General features: G+C 56.1%; 11 protein-coding genes. 3 read left to right on the top strand and 8 right to left on the bottom strand.

What is annotated here, in order from left to right:
- The first annotated feature begins 31 nt into the window (after positions 1-31).
- A complete protein-coding gene (locus AB3175_RS06080) occupies positions 32-259 on the top strand; it encodes a hypothetical protein (protein WP_367360053.1) in 228 nt (75 codons plus the stop codon).
- Positions 260-366: 107 nt separating this feature from the next.
- Here AB3175_RS06080 and AB3175_RS06075 read toward each other — a convergent pair whose 3' ends face one another.
- From AB3175_RS06075 to AB3175_RS06040, 8 genes are read right to left on the bottom strand one after another with little or no spacing between them, the layout of a single operon-like run.
- Positions 367-600: a DUF3343 domain-containing protein gene (locus tag AB3175_RS06075; RefSeq protein WP_367360052.1), complete on the bottom strand. Its 234-nt coding sequence runs from the start codon at positions 598-600 to the stop codon at positions 367-369.
- Positions 597-1,337: an acyl-CoA dehydratase activase gene (locus tag AB3175_RS06070; protein ID WP_367360051.1), complete on the bottom strand. Its 741-nt coding sequence runs from the start codon at positions 1,335-1,337 to the stop codon at positions 597-599. The genes AB3175_RS06075 and AB3175_RS06070 overlap by 4 nt, the downstream gene beginning before the upstream one ends.
- A complete protein-coding gene (locus AB3175_RS06065) occupies positions 1,334-2,614 on the bottom strand; it encodes a double-cubane-cluster-containing anaerobic reductase (protein ID WP_367360050.1) in 1,281 nt (426 codons plus the stop codon). Before AB3175_RS06065 ends, AB3175_RS06070 begins: the two co-directional genes overlap by 4 nt.
- Positions 2,615-2,631: 17 nt before the next feature.
- On the bottom strand, positions 2,632-3,810 hold the full coding sequence (locus tag AB3175_RS06060) for a double-cubane-cluster-containing anaerobic reductase (RefSeq protein ID WP_367360049.1): 1,179 nt from the start codon (positions 3,808-3,810) through the stop codon (positions 2,632-2,634).
- A 55-nt stretch (positions 3,811-3,865) separates the two neighbouring features.
- The gene (locus tag AB3175_RS06055; protein ID WP_367360048.1) at positions 3,866-5,032 is read right to left on the bottom strand and encodes a double-cubane-cluster-containing anaerobic reductase; all 1,167 of its coding nucleotides are present in this window, start codon (positions 5,030-5,032) and stop codon (positions 3,866-3,868) included.
- Positions 5,033-5,048: 16 nt separating this feature from the next.
- Positions 5,049-5,837 (bottom strand): ABC transporter ATP-binding protein, encoded by a 789-nt coding sequence (locus tag AB3175_RS06050; RefSeq protein ID WP_367360047.1) that lies wholly within the window; start codon positions 5,835-5,837, stop codon positions 5,049-5,051.
- Complete coding sequence (locus AB3175_RS06045; RefSeq protein ID WP_367360046.1) at positions 5,834-6,676, bottom strand: ABC transporter permease; 843 nt, start codon at positions 6,674-6,676, stop codon at positions 5,834-5,836. The genes AB3175_RS06050 and AB3175_RS06045 overlap by 4 nt, the downstream gene beginning before the upstream one ends.
- 2 nt (positions 6,677-6,678) lie before the next feature.
- Positions 6,679-7,785, bottom strand: coding sequence for an ABC transporter substrate-binding protein (locus AB3175_RS06040; protein WP_367360045.1), 1,107 nt, complete (start codon positions 7,783-7,785; stop codon positions 6,679-6,681).
- 383 nt (positions 7,786-8,168) lie between these two features.
- On the opposite strand from AB3175_RS06040, the gene AB3175_RS06035 reads away from it, so the two are divergent.
- Together AB3175_RS06035 and AB3175_RS06030 are read left to right on the top strand one after the other, a co-directional pair.
- On the top strand, positions 8,169-8,441 hold the full coding sequence (locus tag AB3175_RS06035; protein ID WP_367360044.1) for a hypothetical protein: 273 nt from the start codon (positions 8,169-8,171) through the stop codon (positions 8,439-8,441).
- A 658-nt stretch (positions 8,442-9,099) separates the two neighbouring features.
- Positions 9,100-12,219, top strand: a complete 3,120-nt coding sequence (locus AB3175_RS06030; RefSeq protein ID WP_367360043.1) for an FAD-dependent oxidoreductase — start codon at positions 9,100-9,102, stop codon at positions 12,217-12,219.
- The last annotated feature ends 12 nt before the right edge of the window (positions 12,220-12,231 follow it).

Raw genomic sequence — 12,231 nt, 5'->3', positions numbered from 1 at the left:
TAAACAGACTGAGACGGGAGCGGGGATGATCATGGATGACAAAACCCTGGTCGTCACACCGGAAATGACGGTTCTCGATGTTGTCAGTCAGCATCGAGAAACCGAAAAAATATTAAAGAGTCTTGAGGAAGAAACGGGGAGCTGCGTCTGTTGCCAGGGCTTGTTCCTGTCCGTAGGGGAGGCGGCGGAGCGATTCGGTTTTGACCTGGAGCGTGTGCTGTCGGACCTTAACTCCATTATCAGCGACGAAAAAGAATAAATTGTTCTTTCCCCGATTTCAGGAGTGGTTCCAGTCCGGCCTGCTGGCCAGGCTCAAAATGCCTGGAAGCACGCCACCTGCTCTGCTGCGGAAACATCGCATCCGGATTACAGCGGTACGATGCTTTCCCAGTCTGTTGTTCCCTGGAGAACTCCTATGACCCTCTCCTTCTGATCCGCATCAACCCGCACACAGACTCCGCAGTCCGAACTGACATGCCGGGGAACGGGAATCAGTTTGTGGTCGATTTCCCGATCTTTGAGGATTTTCTCCGCCTTCAGGACGTAACTGACGGAGGGGAACAGGAAGACAACGTACTGTGGATCTGGAACTGGAATCATAATGAACTCAGCGCGGCCCCGACGGCCCCTACGATCTGCGGGTCTGAGGGAACAAAAACGGGCTGCCCCATCTCTTTTTCGAGAAGGACCCGCACGCAATCGTTGTACGCGACGCCACCGGCGAAAAATATTTCTCCCGGGACTGCGACTTTCTTCAAGAGGCCTATTGAGCGACTCACAATGGCCTTGTGAATGCCCAGGGCCACTTCATCGCGCGCCGCACCCTGTGCGGTCAGTGAAACAACCTCGGATTCGGCAAAGACCGTGCACGTGCTGTTGATCTTGACCGCCTTTCCTGCCGAAAGGCCCGCCTTGGAGAATTCTTCAATGGTGAACCCCAGCGCCGTTGCCATGACCTCCAGAAAACGCCCTGTGCCTGCGGCACACTTGTCGTTCATTTCAAACTTTCTCAAATTCCCCTCTTGGTCCAGGGAAATGGCCTTCGTGTCCTGTCCGCCGATATCCAGGATGGACCGGCAATCGCTTGAGAAGAAGCGCGCCCCCCGGGCGAATGCCGTGATTTCGCTGATTACCGGGCAGTCGAGATGTCCTTTAATCAGATGGCGGCCGTATCCGGTGGCGGTGATGACATCGAATACGGCATCGCCCATCAGTTCCTGGGCCGTTGCCAGGGGGTTGTAAGAGGTCATCGTCTTCCTGGAGAGGATCAGCCGGCCGTCTTCAAGGACGGCCAGCTTGACGGTTCGTGATCCGATGTCAATGCCGGCGATTCTCATTTTTTCTCCAGCCGTTCGATAAAGGCCTCGATCCGCGTCTTGAGCTGTCCCGCGTCTTCCTGGCTGTAGTCGGTTTCCAGGCGCAGCGTCGGGATGCTCGCATGTTCCAGTTCCTTCTCGACGGGGCCGCTTTCGACGATGTAGGGCTGGCAGAATTGGAGGCTGTAGTGAATGACGCCCTGGGCATTGAGCTTTTTTGCCATCTCCTTCACGTATTCGACCCGTGAGGGATTCGGCGTGAAGACGGCGCAGTCGATGCTGAAATAGCGCGCCGTGATGGCGTCCAAGAGATCCTCCACCGTGCCGTCCTTGGATTCCGTCAGCCAGCGGACACCCCGCTCGCCCACGCAGGATTCCTCGCCGACGATGACCGCATTGCTTGATTCGATCAGCATGGGGAGTTTCCAATTGGGAACGGCCATGGGGCACCCGGAAACGAGGACTCGCGTTGTCTCCGGCGCAGAGACGCCGATTCCGTTTTTAACACGCTCCTCCAGTTCGTCGCAGAGCTGGTTGACCGAATGAGTAAAGCGAACCGGGTCGTCATAGAAAAACACCTGGTTGACCAGGAGGGCGTCCAGGCCGGAGATCGGCGCCGGGTCGGCCGCCCGGATCGCGGCCAGCCTTTTTACGGCAGCCCGTTTCGCATTGACGATTTCAATTCCCATCTTGAGCGATTCGGGGGTGATCTTCTTTCCACTGACACGTTCCAACTTCGCCATGAACCTGCGGTATTCCTCCTTCAGGAACGTCCGGCCCATGTCGGTCTTCATCTGGGGGAGATCCATGACATAGAGATCCTTGACCATCGGGGCCAGAATCTCATAGGATTTTTTCTTGCCGTCGCAGGTGTTCTCTCCCACGACCACATCGCTGGCTTCCAGGTAGGGGCACACTTTCCCGAGCTTGAACCCGAAGGCGGACTTGATGAGCGCGCAGGTATTTCGCGGCAGGACCTCTTCGGCGCCCTCGAAATTGAATTCGGCCCCGGCGCACAGTCCCACGGACACCCCGTCCACGGCCAGGATCAGTTCTTCCGGGACGAATACGCAGTACGAGCCGACGACGATCCTTCTCTGTGCCTTTGCCTCCATGAGCTCCTGGATGCGCAGTCCGTGAACTTCGCTCATGACGAAGTCGAAATACTTCATTCCCTCGGGGCGGTTTTTCTGGGAAAGAAAGATGTCTCCATAGGCGCTGCCCAGGATGGACAGCAGCGCGTTGTGACCTTCCAGGTCAAGGCCGAGTTCCGACCACATTTTTGTATAATCCGCCATGATATGCCTCCCAATATTTATTTTTTGAGTTCCAGGTTCTCGAACAGGGCCTCCACCCTCGTCCGGATCTGTTCGATGTCGCCTTTGGAGTAGTCCGTTTCGATCTTCAAACAGGGCAAACCGTGCTTCTTCTGGACATGCTTGCGAATCTTGTGGGACTCCACATTATAGGCATGGCAGGCGTGCAGGACGACATCGATGACGGCATCCGGTGAAAACCGGGCGATCATTTTGTCCAGCAGGTCCAGGCGGCGTCGATTCGGAGTCATGCAGGAGCAGGGAATGCTCAAGGTGCTTTCCGCCACGGCCCTCAGAGGGTCGCCGCTTTCCTCGGTGATCCGGACAAAGTAGTTTTTCATTCCGCTGCACGCTTCCATCGCCACGACCACACCGCCGGCTTCCTCGATGATCTGAAGAACCTTGCACGCGTCCCCCCCGACGGGACAGCCGCTGACCAGAATCCGAGGGGAGGAAAACGTACCGAAACATTGCCCCAGGGCAATCCGCTGATCAATACTGGAGGAGATCTTTTCGATCAGGTCCTGAAATTCATCACCGTTCGCCACATGTTCAAGGGTGATGACATCGTAGATCTCACGCCAGGAGACCGGGATCGGGCGACAGGCCAGATAGGCGAAAAAGCGGTCCATGAGGCGGTTCTTGCGATTGGTTTCCCGGATCTCCGCCTCCAGCCGATCCGCGGAAAGGGACGTCTGAAGGGTCTTTTCCAGAAAGCCCTGAAGCTTGAGGACACTTTTTCTCCAGCGGTCCAATACCTCCGTGTCATCGGGAAGTTGCGGGAGATCCATGATGAATGTCGGTTTGAGATGGGCGATCAACTCGAACATCTTCTTCTTGCCGTCACACGTGGTTTCGCCGATGACGGCATCAGAGGCCGCATAGAAGAAGCAGGCGTTGGTCCGGATGAATCCGAAGCTGGATTTGATCATCGGGCAGAGATTCGCGGGCAGGATCGCCTCCGCGGCGGGAATCGTCCACTGTGAAGCGGAGCAGAGGGATACGGGAACGGCGCCCATCGCCCGGATCAGCTCAACCGGGGCATAGCCGCAATAGACGCCGACGACGGGGTTTCCCTGCTCCCTTTTGTTCAAGACATATTCAAGGAAGCGGCGAACGGGGTCCGCAATCTGCGCATTCTCAATCAGAGGCGGGACTGCTGCCATTGCTGCCTGCATGACTTTGGTTTTCCTTTCCGCTTCACGATATTCCCTTACATCCGGGCTGCATTGATCAAATGCTCTCCAGCAGAGCCTCAACCCTCGTCCGGATCTGTTCAACGTCCCCTTCGGAGTAGTCCGTTACGATTTTCAGATAGGGAAGGTTGTGCTTCTCTTTTACGTGGGTCATGATCTTGTAGGCTTCGATGTTGTATGAGTGGCAGGCGTGAAGGACCACCTCGACGATGGCGTCGGGCTGGAAACGATCAATAACCTTGTCCAGCTCGGTCAGGCGTCGCGTATTGGGGGTCATGCAGGAGCAGGGGATCTCGAGATAGTGTTGGGCCACGGCACCGATAGGATCGCCGGTTTTTTCTTCAATGTCGGAAAGGAAAGGCTTCATTCCCGAACAGGCGTCCATGGCCACGACGATGCCCCCCGCCTCTTCTATGATCCGGTAGACTTTGGTCGAATCGCCGCCCACGGGGCAGCCCGTGACCAGCACCCGGGGGGAGGACGGGCTTCCATAATAAATGCCCTTGTCCTCTCTCTCTTCAATGGTTTCAAAGATTTCTTTGAAGATCGGCAGGAGGTGCTCCGTTGTGGCCACCTGGGCAAGGTAGGACAGTTCGTAGAGTTCCTGCCAGCTCAATAGCGGTGGCTTTTTCTCCGCATATTCATAGACGCGCCGGATCAGGCGGTTCTTGATGTTGGTTGCCTGAATCTCCGCCTCGATGCCTTCCGATGTTCCGGACGTGCCGAAGGTATTCTCCAGGAACCCCTTGAGTTTGGAAATCATCGTCGCCCAGTTCGATCGGGCCTCCGCTTCGTCGGGGAGCTGGGGCAGGTCCATGACGAACATGGGCCGATGGGAGGAGATCAGTTCAAACATCTTCTTCTTCCCGTCACAGGTCGTTTCCGCCACGACGGCATCGGAAAGGCCGAAAAAGGGGCAGGTATCCGTGATGATGTAACCGTAACTCGACTTGATCAGGGGGCAGAGATTGGCTGGCAGCACTTCTTCCGCCGCCGGGATAGGCTTGTCGGCGAAGGCGCAGAGGATGGCCGGTACGGCCCCGACGGCGCGGATCACCTCCAAGGGGGCGTAGCCGCAGTAAAGCCCCACCACCGGCATGCCCGAGGCGCGTTGATTCGAGATATACTGGAGGGCCCGCTTGGTCGGCTCTCCTGTAAACTCGTCATTGATCAAAGGTTTTACATCCGATACATTGAACGTCATTCTTCTTTCCTCCATTTTATCCGTTCGTTCCAGTCGCGGAAAAAGCAGCCTCCCGTTCGAGGATCGAGAGGATGCGCTCCGCCAGTTGTCCATAGGCCGGATGGGCCCGGTCCCGCGGACGTTCCGTGTCCACATCGAAAATCTCCAGGATTCTACCGGGACGGGCGGACATGACCAGAATTCGGTCCGCCAGATAGATGGCCTCGTCGACGCCGTGGGTCACAAACAGGATGGTCTTGCGGTAATTTTCCCAGACGCGCAGCAGTTCCTTCTGCAGCAGGATTCTCGTGTGGGCGTCAAGGGCCCCGAAGGGTTCGTCCATGAGCAGAACATCCGGGTCATTGGCAAGGGCCCGGACAATGGCCACGCGCTGCCTCATCCCCCCGGAAAGCTCATGGGGAAAGGCCCCGGAGAAATTTGCCATCCCCACGAGGCGCAGGTACTCCATGGCCTTTGCTTCGCGTTCAGCCCGGGGCGCTCCGCCGAACTCCGGACCCAGGGCCACATTATCCAGCACCGTTCTCCAGGGGAGCAGGGAATATTCCTGGAAAACCATCCCGATTTCCTTCTGCGGCCGCAGGACCGGATTTTCCCGGTAGCCGATCCGGCCGGAGGAGATCGATTCGAGGCCAGCGATCATCCGGAGCAGGGTCGATTTGCCGCACCCCGAGGGTCCCACGATGCACACAAAGTCATTTTCGGAAACATCGAAGCTGGCCTCCGCCAGGGCTTCCAGTGCCCCGCCGTTGTTCGTCCGGAAGGTCTTGCTCAGCCCTTCGATGCGGAGAATGGGGCCGGATGTCATCGGGTCAATCTCGTCCAGACGAATTTCCGGTCCTCAATCAGGCGGAAGAAGAGGTCCAGCACGGCCCCGACGATGCCGATGCTGATCATCCCGGCAATGACGATATCCGTCCGGGCCAGGGTGTAAGCATGGGTGATCAGGTAGCCCACGCCGGAGATGCTTCCCGGAAGCATCTCCGCGGACACGAGGCACATCCAGGCGACCCCCAGCCCGATCCGCATGCCGTTGACGATAGAAGGCGAGGCGGCGGGCAGCAGGATCTTCCGGAAAATGTCCCACTCGCCGGCTCCCAGCACCCGGGCCGAATCCAGCAGGGTGCTCCGCACGCCCATCACACCGTGGATGGCGCTGGTCAAAACCGGGTAGAAGGCCCCGATGAAGATGATAAAGACCATCGATAACTTGAGATTGTTGAGGTACAGATAGGCCGTGCCTTCTTCCACTCCGAACATCGAGGCGAGACTGGCCACCCCGAACCACGCCAGCACCAGCGGCACCCAGGCAAGAGGGGGAATGGGCCGGAACAGGGCGAGGAAGCCATTGAGGAGCCTGTGGGCCGTTCCGTAATAGCCCATCAGGATTCCCAGGGGGATGGCAAGGCAGACCGCAAGCAGATAGCCCGCCAGGACCCGGACGAGACTGATGGCCACATTGGTGGCGAGAGAACCCATGGCGATGAGGCTCTCCGTCGGCTGGAGGAACAGGGCGGCCACCTGTCCGACGCCGGGAAGGATCACCTCATTGTTCAATTGACGGTCGATCACACCCCACAGGACGAGAAAAAGAACAGGAACCAGCAGGTAAGCGCCGATCCGGACGAGTACAGTTCGAAACTCCATGACTACAATTTCACGTTGTCGATAAAGCGCATATCGAAAAGGACCGGTTTGACTTCTTGAATCGTTTTCCCTTTCAGACGGCCCGTAAAGTTGCCCATCGAATTCAGGATGGTCAGATACTTGTCGGCGTTGTGCATCCAGTTTTTCGTGAATTTCGGGAGGTAAACGAGCTGTGACGTCCTGGCGGTATCTCCGGGAAGGCCGATCCACTCGGCGGTCAGGGTTCCTGCTTCGATCCTGTGCTTATTGCACCAGACGTTTGTTTTGGCGATGAGTTCCACAAACTTCTGCACGATGTCGGGATGTTTGGCGATGGTCTGTTCGCTGGCCGCCGTGACGCAGCAGGGAAAGTCATACCAGTAGCCCTTAGGCGGCAGATCCCGCAGATTGACGATGATTTTTCCCACTCCCCGGCTGACGGCCACTTCCGGAAAGGGTGAGGGGCCGACGATGGCCTCGACCTGCTTGCTCGCCAGAGCGGGCACCATATTCGTCGTTTCTTTCAGATCAACGAGGAGAACCTGCGCCGACATGTTGGTGGGATCGCTCGTGACCCGGATCCCGGAGAACTTCAGGGAGCCTTCCAGGACGATTTTCGGTGCGCTTGTGGGTGAATGGTAGCCCACCTTGACGGGTTTCTTCGCCTTTTTCACGTAGGCCAGAAAGGAGTTCCAATCCTTGAGGGAGGATTCCCCGGGCACTACAAGGCCCATACCTTCAGTCTGGAGGGGGGAGAGAATCTTGATCGGTGTGCCCTTGTCGATTCCGGACATCATGGCGGTTACGGAAGCCATGGCCAGATCGAGCTGATTTCTCGCGAAAAGAGAGGCCGCTTCCGTACCGCTTTTCGCCACAATCAACTGGAAATTGGCGATCGGTTTCCCGTCGGTCACCAGTTCATACCTATCCTTGGCAATAAGCGGCCTCAGATAGACGCCCATGAATTTGAAGGCCTCCCCCTTCGATGCCGCCACCATGAAGGGGGTGTGGTGAGTCGTGAAGATATAGCCCACCTTCAGAGTGGGAATCTCCGCCGCCTTGGCTGCGGGAGCCAGAAACAGGGCGATAAAGGTCAGAAAAAGGATGGTGAACTTCAGATTTTTCAACATGGGTTGCTTGTGCCTCCTTAAAAGTGTCTTGATCCGGCGTGGCCGTGCCGCTTCCATATATAGCAATACGGCATGTGTCCAATGAATAATTGTTATACATATGCCAGTTGTATCAACTTCTTGAATTTATGTGTGTGCCGGATGCCGAGAATCGGAAAACAAGCCTAGCAAACTACCGGCAGGGAATAATTTCTTCTCTATTATTCAATTTATTTATTGGACATATTCTATCGGTAAATATATTGGTAATCCGCTTTTAATAAATCGGTAAACCGATAGATGCCGTGACCTTTGTGTTCTCACCCTGGCGGACATCGGGGATCCCGAAGTGAAAAAACCGTCCAAAAAACCATGCCGCGACGCTTCGGGGGACAGCCCACAGCGTGGGCGGGTGCGCTGCGTCCTTTGTTGTCCCGGGAATCAATGCCGGTCACATCACGGCGATCGCCGAGAAGGCAGCGGAATGGGGAGTCGATCTGATGAACTGCATTCCCATGATTCCCGTTCAGGATACCCCCTTTGAGTGTCTGGGGGCGCCTGCCGATGCCGAGATGGTTCGGGTTCGAGTGCTGGCCTCCCGCAGATGTACCACTGCCGGCGATGCCGGGCAGATGCGGTCGGCCTCCTCTGTCCGGAAAAATCATAAGAGCTCCTGAGGCAAACGGGGGCAGTTCAATCTTGGTGCTATTACTCTTTTGAATGCGTGGGCTATACTATTCCATATTTCTATTTGACGCATTCATCATAGTATAGTAGCCACCTTACCATTGTTCAGGACCAGCGACTGATCCGGTTTTCGACTATGTAGAGAAATGAAGATAAATTCAGGAAGATGAACAAATTAACTTTAATTTTCATACAGCAGATATGAAGCGCCTCTAGAGAACTTGGACGGTTCTCTAGAATGTGCTTTTCCGCTCCTTTCCTCCCGCAGGCCGAATAGGCCACGTCCCGTCCTGCCGTGATGAAAGCGGCGGAGTACGGGGAGAAAGCCACGTTTGGTCATCCAAATCCAAACCGCATTACCCCGAAATTAATTCCTTGAAAAAACGTGACGTCACCGGATGTTCCGCGCGTACTTTGCGCCTTGCTGAGTCCGGCTTTTCTTCCCGTGCGCATTGAATCCCCCTCTTTCTGTGGGCTTCAGCACCTTTTGCACAATCGTTTTCGTTCAGAAAGCACGGGACGATGGGCGCGACCGGCAACAGTAAAACTTCCCGTTCCCGGAAAGGAGAAAACGAAAAAGGGGAATCGTTTTCAGGAAATCAGAACCAGGCCATTTAACGAACATCTTTTAAGAAGGGGTATGGAGAAATGGAAAAAGAGCAAGTTGAACAACTGTGCAAAAGTTTAACGGACCGTAATTTTGGCGACGTCATGATTGTCGGTGGAGGCATCAGCGGGATCCAGGCTGCCCTTGATCTCGGCACGGCAGGATTCAAGGTCTATTTTGTCGAGAAATCGCCGACCGTCGGCGGGAAGATGGCCCATCTCGACAAGACCTTCCCCACCAACGACTGCTCCATGTGCATCGAATCTCCCAAATTCGTTGAATGCAAGCGGCATCCCAATATCGAGATGATCACCTATGCCGAGGTGGAGAACGTGGAGGGGGAAGCGGGAGACTTCACCGTCACCGTCGTGAAGAAGCCCAGGTATATTGACGAGAGCAAATGCACGGGCTGCACCACCTGCGTGGAATACTGCCCGGTCGTGTATCCCGATAAATTCAATCAGGAGATCTCGAAGAACAAAGCGATCCATATCTACTTCGCTCAGGCCATCCCTCTGGTTCCCTATATCGATGACAGTTGTCTTTATCTAAAGGAGGGGAAATGCCAGATCTGCATCGGCGTCTGCCAGTCCAAGGCCATCGATTTCAGTCAGAAGCCGGAGAAGGTGGAAATCAGGGTCGGGGCGATTATTTTGTCTCCGGGCATCGAGGCCTATGATCCCCGGGCGAAGGAGGAATATCATTATGACAATTTTGCCAATGTGGTCACCGGCCTTGAATACGAGCGGCTCCTCTGCGCCACAGGTCCCCATGAAGGGGAAATATTGCGTGCCTCCGACATGAGGCATCCCCACAATGTCGCCTGGATTCACTGTGTCGGCTCCCGGCGGGTCACCCCGGGCGACAACAGCTACTGCTCCGCGGTCTGCTGCACCTATACACAGAAACAGGTGATTCTGACCAAGGATCATGATGACGGGGCCCATTGTACCATCTTCCATAACGATATCCGTTCCTACGGCAAGGATTTCGAGCGGTTCTACCAGAGAACGGAGAACCTTCCCGGAATCCGCTTTATCCGCAGTTATGCCTCCATCGTCCGGGAAGACCCGGTCACGAAGAATGTGACGGTTCGATACACGACCCCCGAGGGCGTCAAGGAAGAAGAATTCGACATGGTGGTCCTTTCCGTCGGCCTGGTTCCTCCCCGCAATGTAGAAAAAATTGCCCAGGCCTTCGGAATTGAACTCAACGATCACGGCTTCTGCAAAACCGGACCCGCCAATCCCCTGGAGACGACGCGCCCGGGAATCTTTGTCAGCGGCGCTTTCATCGGTCCTATGGATATTCCCGAAGGGGTACTGGGCGCCAGCGGCGCCGGTTCCATGTGTGGCGAAATCCTCTCTTACCGGCGCGGAAACCTTTCCAAGGCAAGAGTCTATCCCCCGGAAAAGGACGTCTCGCAGGAGGAGCCGAGGATCGGCGTCTATGTCTGTCATTGCGGGGCCAATATCGGCCGGATCGTCAATGTTCCTCAGACGGTTCAATATTCCCTGACCCTGCCCCATGTCGTTCACGCCGAAGAAAGCCTTTTCATCTGTTCGACGGAAGCCGCGGCCATGCTGGCAAAGGACATCAAGGAAAGAGGGCTCAACCGTGTGATCGTCGCCGCCTGCACTCCGCGGACCCATGAACCGCTCTTCCGCGACACCCTCCGGGAAGCAGGGATCAACCAGTATTACTATGACATGGCCAATATCCGCGAGCACTGCTCTTGGGTCCACTCGAAGGAAAAGGAGGCGGCCACGGAGAAGGCGGAGGATATCATCCGGATGTCCGTCGCCAGGGCCCATTTTCTGGAACCCCTGCAGGAATTCGATCTTCCCGTCGACAAGAGGGCGATGGTCGTCGGCGGCGGCATTGCCGGCATGACGGCCGCCTTGTCCATCGCCAAGCAGAGGCATGAAGTCTTTCTGGTGGAAAAGGAGAAAGAGCTGGGAGGGATGGCGAAACGGCTCCACTACACGCTGGAAGGGTTGGATGTTCAGGCCTATGTGAAGGATCTGATCCGGCAGGTTTATTCCAATCCCATGATCCATGTCTATACGGGGGCGTCCATTCCGGAGACGACCGGTTACGTTGGGAACTTCACGACCACGGTACAGAACGGCCGGGGAACATCGGTGATCAAACATGGGGCCACCGTACTTGCCATCGGCGCCGACGAATATAAGCCCACGGAATACCTCTACGGCCAGGATGAGCGGGTCATGACCCAGCTGGAGCTGGAGGGCCGGATCGCCCAGGGAGAGGAGAAGATCGTTTCTGCCGAGAGCATGGTGATGATCCAGTGCGTAGGCTGCCGGAACGAGGACAGAAACTACTGCTCCCGGATCTGCTGCAGTCATGCCATCAAGAATGCCTTGAAACTGAAAGAGAAAAATCCCCAGATGGAAATCTCCATTCTCTTCCGGGATATGAGGACCTATCGTTATTTCGAGAATTATTACCGGGATGCTTCCAACAAGGACGTCAAATTTGTCCGCTATGAGCCGGAAAATCCACCCCAGGTGGAAGCCGTTGTGGAAGAGGGAAGGCCGGTTCTGCGGGTGACTGCGGCCGATCCGATTTTGGAAAAGAAGCTTGCCCTGGACGCCGATTTTCTGATCCTGTCCGTCGCCACAATTCCTGCGGCGGAAAGCCAGGAAATATCTAATAAATTCAAGGTAGCCCTGGGTCCGGATGGTTTCTGCCAGGAAGCCCATGTCAAATTACGACCCGTCGACTTCGCCGCAGAAGGGATTTACCTCTGCGGGATCGCACACTATCCCAAGCATATCTCGGAAACGATCGCCCAGGCTTACGGGGCCGCCGGAAGGGCCTTGACCCTGCTGGCCAATGATACCGTTGTCGCCTCTGGCTCCGTCTGTTCGGTGAACGAAAAGATGTGCATCGCCTGCGGAGCCTGCATCCCGGCCTGCACGTACGGCGCGGTCGAGTTCAAGGAGACCAAGCAGGGCAAAAAGGCCTCGGTCATCCCCGTCCTCTGCAAGGGATGCGGGCTGTGCAACTCCAAGTGTCCGACCGGGGCGATCCAACTGAAGCATTATACCGATGTCGAGCTTCTGAACCAGATCGACGCGGCGGGTTCCAAAGAACTGGTTCTGGGGTCTGCTGAAGCGGCTCTGGCAGAGGCATAGAGAGAACTCAAC

It is taken from the genome of Syntrophus sp. (in: bacteria) (genome assembly GCF_040768185.1).
GTDB classification, from domain to species: domain Bacteria; phylum Desulfobacterota; class Syntrophia; order Syntrophales; family Syntrophaceae; genus Syntrophus; species Syntrophus buswellii.
Note: the sequence above shows the minus strand (reverse complement) of the source record. Positions and strands in the feature narration are given on the sequence as shown.

What these genes read in the sequence shown, in the direction of transcription:
- AB3175_RS06040 (WP_367360045.1), bottom strand. Translation starts at nt 7,785, where the DNA reads ATGTTGAAAAATCTGAAGTTCACCATCCTTTTTCTGACCTTTATCGCC.
- AB3175_RS06080 (WP_367360053.1), top strand. Translation starts at nt 32, where the DNA reads ATGGATGACAAAACCCTGGTCGTCACACCGGAAATGACGGTTCTCGAT.
- AB3175_RS06065 (WP_367360050.1), bottom strand. Translation starts at nt 2,614, where the DNA reads ATGGCGGATTATACAAAAATGTGGTCGGAACTCGGCCTTGACCTGGAA.
- AB3175_RS06070 (WP_367360051.1), bottom strand. Translation starts at nt 1,337, where the DNA reads ATGAGAATCGCCGGCATTGACATCGGATCACGAACCGTCAAGCTGGCC.
- AB3175_RS06030 (WP_367360043.1), top strand. Translation starts at nt 9,100, where the DNA reads ATGGAAAAAGAGCAAGTTGAACAACTGTGCAAAAGTTTAACGGACCGT.
- AB3175_RS06075 (WP_367360052.1), bottom strand. Translation starts at nt 600, where the DNA reads ATGATTCCAGTTCCAGATCCACAGTACGTTGTCTTCCTGTTCCCCTCC.
- AB3175_RS06055 (WP_367360048.1), bottom strand. Translation starts at nt 5,032, where the DNA reads ATGACGTTCAATGTATCGGATGTAAAACCTTTGATCAATGACGAGTTT.
- AB3175_RS06045 (WP_367360046.1), bottom strand. Translation starts at nt 6,676, where the DNA reads ATGGAGTTTCGAACTGTACTCGTCCGGATCGGCGCTTACCTGCTGGTT.
- AB3175_RS06060 (WP_367360049.1), bottom strand. Translation starts at nt 3,810, where the DNA reads ATGCAGGCAGCAATGGCAGCAGTCCCGCCTCTGATTGAGAATGCGCAG.
- AB3175_RS06050 (WP_367360047.1), bottom strand. Translation starts at nt 5,837, where the DNA reads ATGACATCCGGCCCCATTCTCCGCATCGAAGGGCTGAGCAAGACCTTC.